We start from the raw sequence: 16088 nt of genomic DNA on the forward strand, positions 1-16088 counted from the left end.
CTAGCTATTACTGACCTAATGATACACATGAGATAAGATTTCAGAGAATTGTCTTGATGGGTTGTTCTCTCCAGTTAGCAAACGTGTAAAGAAAGGAGTCCATTTTATATAATCAGTCGATTTTCGCTGCAACATTTCCCGGGGAATGTCGACATAAGCTCTCGAACAAGAGGTGAATATGATGCCTATTCATGTCATTGTGGAAGGTAAGAATGATCGAAGCAAATTGAAACGTCTGGTTGGACCCGAAATCAACATTCTATGTACGTTTGGAACACTAAATTCCCTCAAGCTGGAGACCCTGCGCAAGCAAGTCGGTTATGATGAAGTCTTTTTATTTATGGATAATGACAGTTCCGGCAAAAAAATTAGAGGTGTGCTTCGGGATGCTTTCCCGGATGCAGTACAGATGTATACACGACGAGGATATGCGGGGGTGGAAGGAACACCTGATGAGTATATCATTGCCCAGCTGGAGAAAGCCGGGTTAGAGACGTACATCCAATACCCCGAACATCCTTCCTTTTAAAAGGAAATACCAAAAAGGCTGCCTTTCGGTTGATATCCAACCTGAAGGCAGCCTTTACAATATAAACATCAGATGATTATTCCTTGATCAGATTCCGAATATCCTCGGCAATTACAGCAGGCACAACGTCCTCTGTATTAAATGCGTTATATACTTTTCGTAGCTGGTTGTTCTCATCCACCAGACCAATCATGTTCATATGGGCAAAATCGTCCTTATTCTCCCCTTCGATCAGGATTTGGAATGAATCCCTGGCGAACTGTTTGGTTTTGTCCATATCGCCTCGCAAGAAGTACCATCCGGAATAATCCGCATGGAAGCGGTCCGCGAATGTCTTAATCTTCTCTCTTGTATCGACTTTCGGGTCGAATGAAATGGATACAAACGAGACATCTTTACCGAAGGTGTCGTCCTCTTTCAACAGATCCTGCACCTGGGATAATGTAAACGTCGTAATAGGGCAGACATCCGGACAACTGGTGAAATAAAAGTAGAACAAACGGACTTTCCCTTGGGTGTCCTCCAGGGATACCGTACTGCCATCTACATTTTCCATGGAAAAGGATTGGATTTCACGAATCTCGGGTAATTTTTCCTTACTGGCAAAGACGGTGCCCCACATCAGATACACAGCCATAATCAGTGCGAGCCCCAGCAGCATCCAGGTCCATTTGTACTTTTTCAGCATCTTCCTCGTCCCTCCTGTATCTTTTCTTATGAATACGCATACATATATGAACCCAAAATCACGTTCTTTACGCTTCATCCATCTACTGTGACATATGTATTCAAAGAAACCTACTTTTTATGAGATTCTATATTATTGTAACGGTTTAAAGGAACAATGCCCATACATTTTTAGCGTTGTATATCATTCAGTTTGTATCGTATGTGCTCTGACGATTTTTCTCTCTGTATCCGATATAAAGTTTATCATAGGAAATGCCGAAATAGTTTGACAAACCGCGCACATTTATTGGTTATAATACATTTATTGTCATCTCTTCGAAATTTGGGGTGTTTTGCATCCTGACAGGCGGATATTATACACTATATATGGGTATCACCTAGATAGAGAAGCAATATGCCTTACAACGATACACCACACAAAGGAGACGTTTATGGATACCTCTACACATTTTGTCATGGGGATTGGTTTAGCCGGTCTGGCTTATGTCGATCCTGTCGTCGCGTCCAACCCTATGCTTGCAGCTGCGGTAATGGTTGGCACGATCGCCGGTTCCCAGGCCCCTGACATCGATACTGCGTTACGTCTCAAAAGCAATTCGCTTTACATTCGGAATCATCGGGGCTTGTCACACTCTCTGCCATTTCTCCTGTTATGGGTTCTGCTCATCACTGGCGTCATTGCATTGATATTCCCTGGTGTACCTATTGGACACGTTGCCACTTGGACTGCTGTAGCCGTAGGCGTTCACGTATTCACTGATCTGTTCAACACCTATGGAACCCAAGCCGCCCGGCCTTTTACAGAACGCTGGATCGCCTGGAACATCATTCATATTTTTGATCCGTTTCTATTCTCCACGCATGTCGTGGCTATCCTGTTATGGGCCTTTGACCTAATCGCCCCTGCACCACTCTTCGTGACGTTATATAGCTTAACGGGACTATATTATATATGGCGGACGATTGCTCGTGCACAAGCGGTCAGAAAGGTTAGACGTCTCGACAACAACCCAGAGAAAGCAAAATATATCGTCATTCCGACGATATCCTGGAATCGCTGGCATGTCGTTAAAAGAGTTGAAGATGGCAGTTATGAGATTGGTAAAATGGATGGTTCTAATCTGGCCTGGAGTCTGCAAGCTTCATCTTCCACCCATGCGGCCGTTGCTGCTTCACGCAAATCGCCGGAAGTCAGTGCCTTCCTCTACTTCACCTCCTATGCGGTGGCAGAGGTTGAAGAATTACCTGCCGGTTACAAGGTCCGCTGGGCTGATGTACGATATCGACACCGGAAACAATATCCATTTGTCGCTGTAGTCGTGATGGATCGAAATTTTGAAACGATCGATACGTATGTAGGCTGGTTAAGCGATGAGAAGATGGATAAAAAACTTTTATCCGCACGCCCTTGACGAAGCGATCATGGCAAGGCACAATCAGACATAGGAAATGATACGCGAGAAAGCCCGGAGCGTTTCCGCCCCGGGCTTTCTGTTTATCCGTTTTGTTGCTGTTTGGTTAAGATAAATTATTTGCCAGACCCAGCCAGAGACTGCTCAGCGATTTGTACCAGACGTTTGGTGATATATCCACCCAAAGATCCTGTTTCACGGGAAGTGTAGTTACCATAGTAACCGTCTTGTGGGATAGTTACACCCAGTTCCTGTGCAGCCTCGATTTTCAATTGTTGCAGTGCTGAATTTGCCTGAGGTACCACCAAGTTGTTAGAACGAGATCCTTGAGCCATATTTATAATCTCCCTTCAATCTGTGTCTGTAATGTAATTGCAAGCTTGCAAGATTATTATGGCTCGTACGCTTCAGGTTATACGGAATTTTACTAAATTTGTAGATGGAGGTTTTTCCCAATGAGCAAAGGCTTATCCTTATGGTTCGCATTCTCTTCGATTATCTTGTTAGCGGTTACAGCAATTACGATCTCCTACTCCGGTTGGTTAGCAGCACTACTGTTTATCCTGTCCATGGCCAACATTGGCTGGGGATTTGTGATCCGTGCCAAAAAAGAACGTCAGGAAGTTCGTTCGACGGCTTCAGAGCCTACTTCTTGAACAGGTCTTTTATCATTCAATAATGGACGTACAAATAAAGAGGAGTTCCTAAACTAGGACTCCTCTTTATTCATGTTAACTATTCATTCCGTTACATATGGAAATCTTGTTCAGCACTACAGTTTGCGTCTAGGAACAAACCCCATACGTTCTTTCACTGCATCCAGCGTTTGAGCAGCAACTTCTTCTGCACGGCGCGCTGACGTATCGAGAACATCGGCTAATTCGCCAGACTCGCGAATCTCATTATAGCGTTGTTGTAATGGTTCAATAACAGACACAACCACTTCAGCCAGTTCCTTTTTGAACGGACCGTACATCTTGCCTTCATAACGCTCAGCTACTTCCTTAAGCGTCATACCCGCACATTCAGCGTAGATGCTCATCAGGTTGCTGACTTCCGGTTTGTTCGCTGGATCATATACGACTTCACGTCCCGAATCTGTTGTAGCCCGGCTGATTTTTTTGCGAATGACATCCGGCGGATCCAGCAGGGCAATATAGCTGCCAGCATTGGGATTACTTTTGCTCATCTTCGAAGAAGCATCGTCAAGTGACATTACCCGCGCACCCACCTGTGGGATATACGGATCTGGAATGGTGAAGTACTCCCCATAACGGTGGTTAAAGCGTCCTGCCAGATCACGTGTCAGTTCCAAATGCTGCTTCTGATCCTCGCCCACGGGTACAAGATCAGCATTGTAAAGCAAAATATCAGCCGCCATTAATGATGGATACACGAACAGTCCAGCACCAACGGAATCTTTACCAGATGATTTATCCTTAAACTGAGTCATGCGTTCAAGCTCACCCATGGAGGTCAGCGTCGTCATCAACCATCCCAATTCCGCGTGCTGCGGTACATGGGACTGCAAAAATACGTTAGATTTAGACGGGTCAATACCTGCTGCAATAAACAACGCAGCTACAGCTTCCGACTGTTCACGCAATGCTGCTGGCTCCTGAGTCACAGTAATTGCATGAAGATCAACTACCATGAAATGACACTGATAGTCATGCTGAAGTTTTACAAAGTTTTTGATTGCACCAATATAGTTGCCCAATGTGAGCTTACCGCTCGGTTGAATACCTGAAAGTACTGTTTTCATTGCACAAACGCCTCCCTGATTGTAAATAAAAAGCTCCCGCCATTCTCTGCGAACGCAAAAAGGCCCCACATCCGCAAGGGACGTGAGACCGTGGTGCCACCCTTATTCGCTTTTCTTCCATTGCCCCTGACCCTGAATACAAGTCAAGCTGAAGAAATGCCTTCATTGTTCCGTAACGTGGATTATACGGCAGACTCTAGTGGGGCAAGCCGTCTTTCGGCTTTGCCTGTTCAAATCCACACTCAAGGGTCCATTCGGTAAAGAGCTCACACCGGTTCGCATCAACCACCGGCTTTCTGAAGAGGATTCTCTTGGCCTACTTGTCCCTGTCATCGATTTCATGTCATTCAATTCTAATAAATGCTTTCAGAGTTCCATCTTAATGCGCACAGGCGCGAATGTCAAAATGAGATGAACTTTTTTACCCGACACACTAAAATCTGTTATGATGGAATTGCTTATCCTATTGTTAACTTCACACGAAGTCGAGCAGGAAATAGCTGGCATGTACACAATGACACGCCTGTAGCAGTAGCATCATCACGACTGCTTGCAGACAGATTTCAAGTGGGAAAAGGAGCATCGATATGAAACAAGTGACCAAAGGCCAATGGAATGGTTACGACACGTATATCCTACATAGCCGTGAATTGGAAATTACCCTGCTGCCGCGTCTTGGAAATAATATTATTTCTATTCGCGATTTAGTGCAGGACAGAGATGTCGTCCGCCGTCCGGATGAAGACGATCTTGCCTTTTATCTGCAGAAGCCGTACCATTTTGGCGTTCCTCTCCTGATTCCACCAGGGCGCATTCATCGTGGACAATTCGAATATGAAGGTGTTCGTTACCAGTTCGATCAGAACACGGCCAATGACAACCATATTCACGGTCTCCACCGTACCCAATCCTGGTGTGTCAGTGACATTGAGGAAGATGAAGACGGCTGTGCAATTACAACCGAATTACTGACTGAAAATGAAGAGCACTGGATGGCTCAATTCCCGATTCCCCTGAAGCTTGAGATGACGTTCAGTCTGCAAAACGCTGTATTTTGCCAGCGTCTGCGAGTCACCAATCTGAGCTCAACGCCTGCTCCTTTCGGGATGGGATATCATACATGGTTTTTGCTAGACGGCAAACCTGCCGACTGGACATTGCAAGTGCCTGTTTCCGGACTATACGGACAGAATGAGGAGCAACTCCCTACAGGTGAAATTGAATCTCTAGGTGAATGGTCTGCTCTGAACGAAGGCATCAACTTGCAGGGACGTAACTGGGATACCTTGTTGAAAGCTACCGAAGGTGAACCAGCCACGGCTTACTTACGCAGACAAGATGGATATACATTGAAATATTCAGCAGATGAAACATTTTTCAAACATTGGGTTCTCTTTACCAAAGGTGAATCCGATCAGTTCTTGTGCATTGAACCGTACACTTGGCTCCCGGATGCACCTAATTTAGCTTTATCGGATGAGCAAACGGGGTTAATTCGTCTGGAACCGGAACAGCCTGTTGAGCTATTTACACGTATTGAGGTTATACCTCCGACAGACTAAGTAGGCTTATCATCCTCTATGTTGCTTTTGCGCATATCACCCTATATTTTAATATCCTTATACAACTTGCCGACCCGCTTTGGGTCGGCTTTTTGATGTGACATGCCTACTATTGATCATCCATATTTTCCCTTACGCCATATCATGTATATTTCCGTATTCTCTAACCATACTAACATCACCAACCCATAAGGAGGTGACACATATGTACGGAAGTCAAAACCAAGGTAGCGGTAGCCGCTCCAACAACCTGGTCGTTCCCCAAGCAACTGCAGCATTGCAACAATTGAAAATTGAAGCTGCACAAGAGCTGGGTGTAACGATTCCACAAGATGGTTACTACGGTAACTATACTTCCCGTGAGACAGGTTCTCTGGGTGGATACATCACAAAACGTCTGGTGCAAATCGCTGAGCAGCAATTATCGGGTCGTTCGTAAGCTCGTAATTTTTGCTTGATTTGAGCAGAATCCAAAGTACAAGCGGCCTTCTTCGGGAGTGCCGCTTTCTCTTGTGCAAGTAATTAGGAGGTCGACTCCATACCTGAATCCTTGTATGTATTGGTTCTAGGGTAACGAATCATCAGGCTCGCCATATTGTAATTAGACTCCATTGTTGCATCTACCAAAATCATACCTTGTCTTACTGTAAAGTCGTACGATATTTCGCCATGTGTCCAGTTCCGTTTGAATTTCAACGTCTCCAGTGCCATTGCTCGGAAAGAAGTTCTCTGGGTTTCATTTAGTCCTCCTTCCTCCACATCCATCTGTCCATTCCGTCCAGTTATCGGATTATGTCGAATACCGAATTTCCCAATTACGTTGTTTCGTATTTGCACAAAAACTACCCCTGAGTCTAACCCCGACAACTCATGATCAAGCTCTTTGAACACCAGATCCAACTGTCTCGCTAATGAAAGCTCGTCAATTTTCATATTAACACTCCCCTTATATGCTTATAGTCCTATATGATAAGGACTTACGACTCATTATATGACATCATATGTGCTCATTCAACAAACAACGGCAAAGTTGGGTATTTCTAACTATAATTTGCACAATTAATTGCCATTCCACTTCCTTAAACTGAGCTTTTTCACTTAATTACGACAAAATATTCGAGAATTGAAAATGAGGATTCTAAACAAAAAAAAGCTGCAATCCAGTGTCTGTTAAACACTTGATTGCAGCCATTTCCTATATCTTCAACCTATTTTTCGGTTGCTGTCATCTGCAGAAACTGCTCAATATCGGCAATGACCAAATCCGCAGCATTTTGCCAGAAATCCGGTTGTGTCAGGTCCGTACCCAAATGTTTCTGGGCCAGTTCTTCGACCGTCATACGTCCTGTATCCCGCAACAAGTCATCATATTTATCTGCAAATGCTGTACCTTCTTGCTGTGCTCTCGCATAGATTCCCGCACTAAACATATAACCGAACGTGTATGGGAAGTTATAGAATGGCACACCTGTCAGGTAGAAATGCAGTTTGGATGCCCAGAAATGCGGATGATCTGTTGCAAGTACGCCACAGAATGCTTCCTGCTGTGCCTCCACCATTAATTTGGATAACTCATCCGCGTTGACCAGGCCTTTTTTGCGTTGCTCATAGAAACGATTCTCAAACAGGAACCGGGCATGGATATTCATAAAGAATGCCACACTTCGCTGTATCTTGTCCTCCAACAACGCCAGCTTCTCTTGCTCATCTGTTGCCGCCTGTACCAGGGCATCTGCTACAATCAGTTCAGCAAACGTGGAAGCTGTCTCGGCCACATTCATCGCATAGCGCTGATTCAATGCGGGTAACTCTTCCATAATGTGTTGATGATATCCATGACCAAGTTCATGCGCAAGAGTCGACACATTGGACGGCGTCCCGGAGAAGGTCATGAAAATCCGGGTTGCTTTGCTAAGTGGCAAAGACGTACAGAATCCTCCTGGGCGCTTGCCAGGACGGTCTTCTGCTTCGATCCAGCGTTTCTCAAAAGCCATCTCTGCAAACGAAGAAAGTTTAGGACTGAACTTGGCAAACTGTTCAACAATAGTCATTGCTGCCTCATCGTAAGTGATCTTGCCACTTGATTGGCCTACAGGTGCATCAACATCGCTCCAGCTGAGCTTATCTACCCCCAGCAGTTCTGCCTTGCGCTCCAGATATTGAACAAGCGCAGGCTTCGCCCCGTTAATCACATTCCACATTGTATCCAGTGTCTGACGTGACATCCGGTTGATGGCCAGAGGTTCTTTGAGGATATCATCCCAGCCACGTTTCTCATACAACTTCAGTCGGAATCCTGCGAGGTGGTTCAGCGTGTCTGCACAGAAATCTTCGACATCGGTCCAAGCCTGCTCCCAGTTTGCAAATACCGTCTCGCGCACATTCCGATCACTATCACTCAGCTTGTTGGCAGCCTGTCCTGCGGACAGCATTACCGTTTCTCCATCTTGCTCAAAAGGAATGTTCACCTTGCTGACAATCGTATTATAGAATTTGCCCCAACCATGGTACCCATCCACACCCAGATCCAGGGCAAGACCTTCCAGTTCCGGCGAAAGCTTCTCGCGAGCCAGCGTGCGACTCTCGTTCAATGCAAATGCCAGCGGCTGAATATCTTCCCGAGCAATCCACGCGTCCCATACCGAATCCGTTGTCTGACTAAGTGTATTATCGAACTTCGACTTACTGCCGTTCAGCATCGCAGCAAGGGAACTGATGGCTCCCTGAAGCTGCGTTGCCTTCTTGTCCTTCTGGTTTTGTGATGAGAGGCAGGAAACAAACGCAGAACCTTCCGATACGCGGATATAGCAGCTTTGCAGCAGTTCCAAAATGGGATCAAATGCAGCCGTCTCTTCTAATGAAGTCGGTGCGGGTGTTTCGTTCAACAGATGTTGCAGTTTGCGTACATCCTCTTCCAGTTCAATCAGATACGCAGCGAATGATTCGGAGGAAGAACCTCCACTAAAAATGGACTCCAGATCCCATACAGGGTGTAATGGCGTTTTCATTTAATAAGGCACCTCTCTCTATAAATTGGATGGTTAGGATTGAATTAAAAACTGGTTTTATGCGTGCCATATCTCTATACTAGAGAAATACTTATAGCAACTCTCAGGAGGTAAACGTATGAAACCTTTACAAGTATCGGCTGATACAGCCGTCAAATTAGCAGAATCCTTGGGCGTGCCTTTGGAGCACCTGATGCACATGCCCCAACATATCCTGATGCAGAAGATTGCGGAACTCGCCAAACAAGAAGCTTCCAAACCTTCTCCAACAGAAGGCGAAAAAGAATGATTCCGTTTGAAAACAGCTGGCCTTACGATATTGTGATGGGGGATATCTATGTACAGCAATGTCCGTACTGTCATGCAAGTAATGTGCTGCTCCCCCTCAAACCAAAAGAGCTTGTGCTCATTCGCGAAGGCAAAAAGAAACTACTGGTCTTTCCTTGCTGCAATGCCAGCATGACCGTGATCGACAATGACAGTGACTATCTGTTATCCAGCCGTCCTGTCCGTAACTAGGGCGTGTCTTAAATCCAAGGTTGACCTAGAGGGGGCTGCGCTTTGCAGCCTCTTTCTCTGCTTCCAGCATCTCTTCCGGAAGTTCCATCTTGCCTGAAATCATCTGTTCGCGCAGCACCGCCCACTGTTCTCTTGAAGCACGAATCATAGCCGCATCTGTGATTCGCTTGTCATGAATGACCTTGCTGAACCATTGCACTGCTTCATTGAACCGGCCTACCCTGCGATTCAATTCCCCGAGCAAATACAACAGTTTGGCTTCATTGCCGCCTGTTCCTTCACGTTCGAACACCTTCACATAGGCTTCAAGGCTAAATTCAAGAAAACGATGTTCCTGTGCATGGTCCTCCATATAACGATACAACCAGGCTATATGATGCAGCAGGCCAGCGACGACACGGTCTTTTTCCTGGATAACCTGGGCGCACAGCAAGGCAAGCTTGTACGTAGCCAGCGCCTGGTCCAGTGTCCGTGCTCCGCTATAATCACGTTTTACCCAGCGATTACCGATCTGTTCCTTGAAAGCCTTGCGCTGAGCATCGTTCAAATGCTCCGTTGCGTTCTCCGTGGAAGCAAATCCGCACTGCGGACAGATGCGAACCACATAAAAGTCCGGATTCTCCAGCTTGTAGTAAGCACAAAAATCAGAATCCGTCCGGTAGGGTCTTTTCAAGCTCGGTCTTACCCGTGAGGTGTCATACTCAGTTTCACAATAGTGACACGTTACCTTCACCTTATACAGCGGCTCTAATTCCACTCGGTTCCCCATCCCTCTCCCGTACGCTTATAATCATATTCGGAACTACGGTGTATTGACAAAATGATGCGCAGGCCCGGATAAACGTTGCAGGATAAACGAATGTAAGGGCTCCTCCACACCAATCTGTGTTAACGCTTGATTCATACATGCAAGCCAGGCCTCAGCCCGTTCAACCGTCACTTCAAAATGCATATGACGGGCACGCATCATCGGGTGTCCAAATGCCTCGGAAAACAGCCCTGGACCTCCAAAAAATTGAGACAAAAACATATACTGCTTGTCGATGACCGGCTGAATATCTTCCGGGAAAAGCGGAGCCAGTTGCTCATTCTGCTGAACGATCGGATAGAAAGCCTCGACCAGTGCACGAACACCTTTCTCACCACCAAGATTGTCATAAATACTCAAACTGGGATTCATTCGTCTGATTCCCCTTTCTGATGTCGAATTTTGCCATATATTACACGTTCCGTGAACATTGTGAAAACAGTAACAATATCCAGGCCACAAAAGCCTTTATCTCCATTCTATCAAAAAAAACCAAAAAGTCCTATATAACATGAAATCAACAGGACATATAACCTGCCGTCAGTATATAGGACCTTATTCGAAACATAGGACAAAAAAAGCGCCAACCGCATAGGTTGGCGCACTAGATATTCCATTAATAACTCCGCCAGTCCTCTTCCTCAGAGCGTACCAGCGAGGCACGTATCACATATACAAAAGCACAGACCAGGATTCCGGTGACAAGACTCATGATCATCACTCCATCCGAATTGAATTCCACCTTGGAGACAATTAGGTGACGTTCAGGCGTTTTTCTCATTTTAGCACACATCACTTAAAAACACAGCCACTTTTGCAAGCGCTTTCTACGTATAATTTTGTACTGTTTGTCCGCTTTTTTTCATATATTGATGGCAAAAGCGCCACTGACTACTGCACAACGACCATCCCAAAAAATAAAGGAGAGGAATTCATGGCTGCTCCACAACGACTCACCCATGTCCTGGTCACACTCGCTCTCCTGCTCCTTTGTGTCTTAATGGTCTTGTTCCCAGCGGAAACCTGGCACGCAGGTGTACGCGGACTGTCCATCTGGTGGGACGTACTGTTTCCCTCCCTTTTTCCTTTTTTGGTGCTGTCCGAGCTGCTGCTCGGCTTCGGCATTGTTCATTTTTTGGGCACCTTGCTGAATCCATTAATGCGTCCATTGTTTCGTGTTCCCGGAAGCGGTGGTTTTGTATTTGCCGTAAGCTGTGCATCCGGTTATCCTACAGGGGCTAAACTGACCGCCCAGTTATGGGAACAAAAGCTGGTTACCCGGGAAGAAGGAGAACGGCTCGTTGCCTTCACCACATCATCCGATCCAATCTTCATGATTGGCGCGGTATCGGTTGGCTTCTTCCACAATGTCGCCATTGCACCAATATTGGTTGCGAGCCATTACGCTGCTGCTTTTCTGGTGGGTGTGCTCATGCGTTTCCACGGGGGTACAGCGAAAGGCTCACAGACAGACATCTCTTCTCCATCTCCAGCAGAGAAGATACATCGAAACAGACTGGTCCGTGCCATCTATGCGATGCATGAAGCAAGAAAGGCTGACGGACGGGCATTTGGTGAACTGTTGCGCCAGGCAGTCTCCTCATCCCTTCGCCTTATTATTATCGTAGGGGGGCTGGTTGTATTCTTCTCGGTCATGATGGAGTTACTTGTGCAGACCGGTTGGCTTGGCGGACTGTACGGGATTACCGAGCAATTGCTACGGCATACCGGATTGCCTCCATCCTTATCTCCTAGCTTGGTCGGTGGACTATTTGAAGTAACGCTGGGGAACAAAGAGGCTGGGAGTGCCGGGGCATCCATCCCTCTCGTCTATAAGGTAGCGGCAGCAGCCTTTGTTCTCTCCTGGGGCGGATTATCCGTCCATGCGCAGATTATGAGTGTCCTTAGCAACACACCCATGAGATATAGTCCCTTTCTATTTGCCAGAGCCATTCATGCGTTAATCGCACCTGTATTAGTCCTGCTGTTGTGGACACCCATGATGGGGCGTTCTTCTTCCCCCGTTCTTATGGAGCCCGGTTTCATCCCATCATTATCGACGTATACACCGGACTGGGGACTGATCTTCCTGTCGGGAATGATTGTTTTTGCAAGCCTCATCGTGTTGTTGCTCATCTTAGCGATATTAAGTTCTCTACTCCTGCCAAGACATGCAAAAAAATAAGGCCACTATTCATCTATATTTCACTGAATATGCTTCCAAACGTTGTGTTCTTCCGCGGAATTGATTATCATCGGTAGTATAATGACCACAAAGGAGCTTTCATCTTGAGATACTATGTTCAAGACCGCGGAGACCAGTTATCGATTGATCTCAGTCAGCAGTTTCATGCGCTGGCGAAGGAAGAAGGGTTCAAGCTGGATGCAGAATCGCCGGAGATTGTCATCTCCATCGGGGGCGATGGTACGATGCTACAGGCATTTCACAATTTCATCGACCGCATTCCGGATATTGCTTTTGTTGGGGTTCATACAGGCCATCTCGGCTTTTACGCCGATTGGAAGAAGGAAGAATTACGGGAATTAGTTCGGTTGATGAGTGGCAAGGGAGATCCGGAGCGTCTCAAACCACGTATTGTACAATATCCACTCTTGGAGCTTGAGATTCGTAAAAAGTCGGGGAATTCCTCTTACATCGCCCTTAATGAATTTACGTTAAAAGGTGTAGACGGTACCGTCGTGGCTCAGGTCGATATTAACGATGTGACATTTGAAATGTTCCGTGGGGATGGCATCTGTGTATCCACGCCATCAGGCAGCACGGCATACAACAAAGCCCTCGGCGGTGCTATGGTGCATCCAACCATCGAGGCGATTCAGATTGCGGAGATTGCATCGATTAATAACCGGGTCTATCGGACACTTGGTTCACCGGTTATTTTGCCCAAGCATCATCATTGTGATATTTTCTCCCGCAAGGATCAGCGGTTATTGATGACGATTGATCATGTGAACGTGATGGTGGAGGATCTGATCTCCGTCCGTTGTCAGGTATCCAGCCACAAGGTCAGTTTCGCGCGTTTCCGTCCTTATCCATTCTGGAACCGGGTTCGCACGGCATTTCTTGACTAAAATACGAACACCAAAAAAGCGGTCCTTCTCAGGAACCGCTTTTTGCTTTGGCTTGAGGCTGATCCTTGCTCTTCTGAAGCACAAAGTACGCACAGCCAAAGTTACAATATTCATTGATATAATCCACAATACTGGCAATCGTGGAATCCTTCGTCGCTTTCGGATGGTTATCGCGGTAAAAACCTTTTAACCTTAACTGGCTATAACCCCAGTCCCCGATAATATAATCATAACGCTCCAGCACTTCACTGTAACGATCACGAAAGACCTCTGGATTCCAGCCCTCTTTGTGGTTCTGGACGATTTCATAATTTTTGCCGCCGATCTGTACAATGACCGGTTCTTTGGGCTTCTCCTCAACTGACTCAACAACCGATTCCTGAACCGGCTCCTGGATCTGTTCCTGAAGCTGGTCCTGAATCTGTTCTGTGATTTTTTCTTCTTCCAATCCGGTTTCCTCCATCACGCGTGTGTTGCCGCCTGTTCAGCATGTTTGGTAGCCGATTTCACCTGTTCATGCGCATGGTAGGAGCTGCGTACCATCGGGCCGGACTCGACGTGGCTGAACCCACGTTTTAATCCTTCCTGTTTCAATGCAGCAAACTCCTCTGGCGGATAATACTTTTCAACATACAGATGTTTCTCCGATGGCTGCAAATATTGACCAATCGTCATAATATCGCAGTTCACCGCACGAAGATCATCCATCGTCAATAAAATTTCATTATATTCCTCACCTACACCAAGCATAATGCTTGATTTCGTTGGGATGTTAGGTTGCATTTCTTTGGCACGAGCAAGCAATTCCAGTGAACGTTTATATTTCGCCTTGGCGCGCACTTTGTCTGACAACCGCTCTACCGTCTCAATATTATGATTCAGAATGTCCGGTTTGGCATCCATTACAATCTGCAAAGATTCCCGATCGCCCAGAAAGTCTGGAATGAGTACTTCAACGCTGCACAATGGCAACCGCCGCCGTACGGCCTTTACCGTCTCTGCAAAGATCGTAGCTCCCCCGTCCTTCAAGTCGTCACGGGCTACACTTGTAATTACGCAGTGTTGCAGATTCATCTGCTCTGCTGCTTCCGCTACACGTTCTGGTTCCTGCAAATCAAGCTCCGTTGGCAAGCCTGTGTTCACCGCGCAAAAACGGCATGCCCTTGTGCAAATGTCGCCCAAAATCATAAAAGTGGCCGTTCGATTGGCCCAGCATTCATAAATATTCGGACACCGTGCTTCCTCACATACCGTATGCAGCGTTTTGGAACGCATCATCGTTTTCATTTCCTGATAGTTATCGCCGGTTGTCAATTTGATCCGAATCCAATCCGGTTTCGGTTCTTTAACACGTTTAGCCAATGCATAAACCTTCTTTCTACTGAAGTTAGGCTGTTGCTCGGAACATATTATACCATGAAAGCGTTGGAAAAACTCCCATTTGTCACATCTTGTGCATTCATGCCCGATATGGACAATTTGCATCATTCGATTCATCCCAAGTGCTGACATGGATAAAATGAGAACTTTTGAAGAACGCTAACCTTTAGCTTGGTTCATCGGGTACCTTGTATCATTTTAATGGAAAGGGGCTGCTTCCCAGTGCAACAACGCTTGACCTTCAGGCACACGTACCGCTTTTGGATCAAAACATTACTTGCAGGTACTCTGCTTCTCCCATTCTTGCCTGTTGAAGTTTACGGTGAACCCGCCCAGGCCGCACCCAAACCACAGGCAGCTGAGCTAAAGCCCGCAGAAATCTTCGCTGCACGTCGCCATTTATATGAGAGCATCGGTCAGATGACTCAGATTCCCTGGTACAGGCTGGCCGCCATTGATCAGTATGAACGTACGATTACCCGTGCACACCCGAAGGATCGCAAGCATCCGGAGCGGCTCACAGGTGTCTTCATGACCTCTCCGGCCTGGAGGGGATGGCTAAATCCGGATGAGACGGATCAACATCCGAAATCCATTCTTTTTTTCAAAGGATATGGACGTGATGGTTCAGGAGACGGTATAGCGGATGCCAATAATGATCAGGATGTGCTGTACAGCATGGCTTCTGTTATTCAGGGTTATGGGAACAAGCAAGAGGACTTCAACATTGCCTTGTGGGAATATTATCACAACTCCCGTGCTGTACAACGGATACAGCAATTCGCGAAGTTATATGAGCATTTTGACAATCTGGATCTGTTTGGACATGCCTTTCCGGTTCCGCTCGGAACCAACTACTCCTATCGCAGCACCTGGGGGACAAAACGAAGCTGGGGCGGCTATCGCATTCATGAGGGAACCGATATCTTTGCTCCGCACGGTCTGCCTGTACGCAGCACCTGTTACGGAGTCGTGGAGATCAAAGGCTGGAACCCGTTTGGCGGCTGGCGCATCGGAATTCGGGATCTGAACAACCATTATCATTACTACGCCCATCTCTCTGGTTTTGACAAGAGCGCACGCATTGGTGAAGTGGTTATCCCCGGTCAGGTCGTAGGTTGGGTTGGCAGTTCGGGTTACGGGAAACCTGGGACACAGGGCAAATTTCCTCCACATCTTCACTATGGGATCTACCGGGACAGCGGACTGCACGAATGGTCGTTCGATCCTTATCCACAGCTGAAACATTGGGAACAGGATGAACGCAAACAGAAGAACAAAAAGAGCAAGTAAGTATGGATATGCAATATGCACGAACGGTA

20 protein-coding genes and 1 other annotated feature are annotated in these 16088 nt (G+C 46.6%); of the genes, 10 read left to right on the top strand and 10 right to left on the bottom strand.

Annotated features, from left to right (window positions below):
* Nucleotides 1-181 precede the first annotated feature (181 nt).
* Nucleotides 182-529 carry a toprim domain-containing protein gene (locus NYE45_RS24565; RefSeq protein WP_062837991.1) on the top strand — a complete coding sequence of 116 codons (348 nt, stop codon included), beginning with the start codon at nt 182-184 and terminating at the stop codon, nt 527-529.
* Between the two features lie 76 nt (nt 530-605).
* On the opposite strand, the gene NYE45_RS24570 is transcribed toward NYE45_RS24565, so the two are convergent.
* Nucleotides 606-1217, bottom strand: a complete 612-nt coding sequence (locus NYE45_RS24570) for an SCO family protein (RefSeq protein WP_076319831.1) — start codon at nt 1215-1217, stop codon at nt 606-608.
* A gap of 433 nt (nt 1218-1650) precedes the next feature.
* On the opposite strand from NYE45_RS24570, the gene NYE45_RS24575 reads away from it, so the two are divergent.
* Nucleotides 1651-2631, top strand: coding sequence for a metal-dependent hydrolase (locus tag NYE45_RS24575; RefSeq protein WP_340014374.1), 981 nt, complete (start codon nt 1651-1653; stop codon nt 2629-2631).
* Between the two features lie 116 nt (nt 2632-2747).
* Here the strand turns inward: NYE45_RS24575 and NYE45_RS24580 are convergent, their stop codons facing one another.
* On the bottom strand, nt 2748-2966 hold the full coding sequence (locus NYE45_RS24580; RefSeq protein WP_017692386.1) for an alpha/beta-type small acid-soluble spore protein: 219 nt from the start codon (nt 2964-2966) through the stop codon (nt 2748-2750).
* A gap of 120 nt (nt 2967-3086) precedes the next feature.
* Here NYE45_RS24580 and NYE45_RS24585 point away from each other — a divergent pair, with 120 nt between their 5' ends.
* Nucleotides 3087-3287, top strand: coding sequence for a hypothetical protein (locus tag NYE45_RS24585; RefSeq protein WP_076333191.1), 201 nt, complete (start codon nt 3087-3089; stop codon nt 3285-3287).
* A 116-nt stretch (nt 3288-3403) separates the two neighbouring features.
* On the opposite strand, the gene trpS is transcribed toward NYE45_RS24585, so the two are convergent.
* Nucleotides 3404-4396, bottom strand: coding sequence for a tryptophan--tRNA ligase (gene trpS, locus NYE45_RS24590; protein WP_340014375.1), 993 nt, complete (start codon nt 4394-4396; stop codon nt 3404-3406).
* Between the two features lie 73 nt (nt 4397-4469).
* Nucleotides 4470-4738, bottom strand: a binding site (T-box leader).
* A gap of 245 nt (nt 4739-4983) precedes the next feature.
* Between trpS and NYE45_RS24595 the strand changes: the two genes are divergently transcribed.
* Nucleotides 4984-5958, top strand: coding sequence for an aldose 1-epimerase (locus NYE45_RS24595; protein ID WP_340014376.1), 975 nt, complete (start codon nt 4984-4986; stop codon nt 5956-5958).
* A gap of 205 nt (nt 5959-6163) precedes the next feature.
* Nucleotides 6164-6397, top strand: a complete 234-nt coding sequence (locus NYE45_RS24600; RefSeq protein ID WP_047841310.1) for an alpha/beta-type small acid-soluble spore protein — start codon at nt 6164-6166, stop codon at nt 6395-6397.
* A gap of 83 nt (nt 6398-6480) precedes the next feature.
* Here the strand turns inward: NYE45_RS24600 and NYE45_RS24605 are convergent, their stop codons facing one another.
* The gene (locus NYE45_RS24605) at nt 6481-6891 is read right to left on the bottom strand and encodes a hypothetical protein (protein ID WP_062837997.1); all 411 of its coding nucleotides are present in this window, start codon (nt 6889-6891) and stop codon (nt 6481-6483) included.
* 275 nt (nt 6892-7166) lie between these two features.
* Complete coding sequence (locus NYE45_RS24610; RefSeq protein ID WP_340014377.1) at nt 7167-8966, bottom strand: M3 family oligoendopeptidase; 1800 nt, start codon at nt 8964-8966, stop codon at nt 7167-7169.
* Nucleotides 8967-9084: 118 nt separating this feature from the next.
* Between NYE45_RS24610 and NYE45_RS24615 the strand changes: the two genes are divergently transcribed.
* Nucleotides 9085-9255 carry a YycC family protein gene (locus NYE45_RS24615; protein WP_340014378.1) on the top strand — a complete coding sequence of 57 codons (171 nt, stop codon included), beginning with the start codon at nt 9085-9087 and terminating at the stop codon, nt 9253-9255.
* A complete protein-coding gene (locus NYE45_RS24620) occupies nt 9252-9485 on the top strand; it encodes a hypothetical protein (RefSeq protein ID WP_062837999.1) in 234 nt (77 codons plus the stop codon). Before NYE45_RS24615 ends, NYE45_RS24620 begins: the two co-directional genes overlap by 4 nt.
* 25 nt (nt 9486-9510) lie before the next feature.
* Here the strand turns inward: NYE45_RS24620 and NYE45_RS24625 are convergent, their stop codons facing one another.
* The 3 genes from NYE45_RS24625 to NYE45_RS24635 all read right to left on the bottom strand — a co-directional run bounded on the left by NYE45_RS24625 (nt 9511) and on the right by NYE45_RS24635 (nt 11074).
* Nucleotides 9511-10242, bottom strand: a complete 732-nt coding sequence (locus NYE45_RS24625) for a DUF2225 domain-containing protein (protein ID WP_340014379.1) — start codon at nt 10240-10242, stop codon at nt 9511-9513.
* Nucleotides 10243-10287: 45 nt separating this feature from the next.
* On the bottom strand, nt 10288-10665 hold the full coding sequence (locus NYE45_RS24630; RefSeq protein ID WP_145151723.1) for a globin: 378 nt from the start codon (nt 10663-10665) through the stop codon (nt 10288-10290).
* Between the two features lie 244 nt (nt 10666-10909).
* On the bottom strand, nt 10910-11074 hold the full coding sequence (locus NYE45_RS24635) for a hypothetical protein (RefSeq protein WP_155984997.1): 165 nt from the start codon (nt 11072-11074) through the stop codon (nt 10910-10912).
* 153 nt (nt 11075-11227) lie between these two features.
* Here NYE45_RS24635 and ylbJ point away from each other — a divergent pair, with 153 nt between their 5' ends.
* Together ylbJ and NYE45_RS24645 are read left to right on the top strand one after the other, a co-directional pair.
* Entirely contained in the window at nt 11228-12478 is a 1251-nt protein-coding gene (ylbJ, locus tag NYE45_RS24640; protein ID WP_340014380.1) for a sporulation integral membrane protein YlbJ, read from the top strand.
* Nucleotides 12479-12582: 104 nt separating this feature from the next.
* Nucleotides 12583-13386, top strand: a complete 804-nt coding sequence (locus NYE45_RS24645) for an NAD kinase (protein WP_036673293.1) — start codon at nt 12583-12585, stop codon at nt 13384-13386.
* Between the two features lie 28 nt (nt 13387-13414).
* Here NYE45_RS24645 and NYE45_RS24650 read toward each other — a convergent pair whose 3' ends face one another.
* Both NYE45_RS24650 and lipA read right to left on the bottom strand, forming a co-directional pair.
* The gene (locus tag NYE45_RS24650; RefSeq protein WP_235599591.1) at nt 13415-13834 is read right to left on the bottom strand and encodes a YutD family protein; all 420 of its coding nucleotides are present in this window, start codon (nt 13832-13834) and stop codon (nt 13415-13417) included.
* A 14-nt stretch (nt 13835-13848) separates the two neighbouring features.
* Nucleotides 13849-14748 (bottom strand): lipoyl synthase, encoded by a 900-nt coding sequence (gene lipA / locus NYE45_RS24655; protein WP_062838003.1) that lies wholly within the window; start codon nt 14746-14748, stop codon nt 13849-13851.
* Between the two features lie 240 nt (nt 14749-14988).
* On the opposite strand from lipA, the gene NYE45_RS24660 reads away from it, so the two are divergent.
* Entirely contained in the window at nt 14989-16059 is a 1071-nt protein-coding gene (locus NYE45_RS24660) for a M23 family metallopeptidase (protein ID WP_340014381.1), read from the top strand.
* Nucleotides 16060-16088: the final 29 nt, after the last annotated feature.

Source organism: Paenibacillus sp. FSL K6-1318 (genome assembly GCF_037976905.1).
In the GTDB taxonomy this organism is placed as follows: Bacteria; Bacillota; Bacilli; order Paenibacillales; family Paenibacillaceae; genus Paenibacillus; species Paenibacillus amylolyticus_A.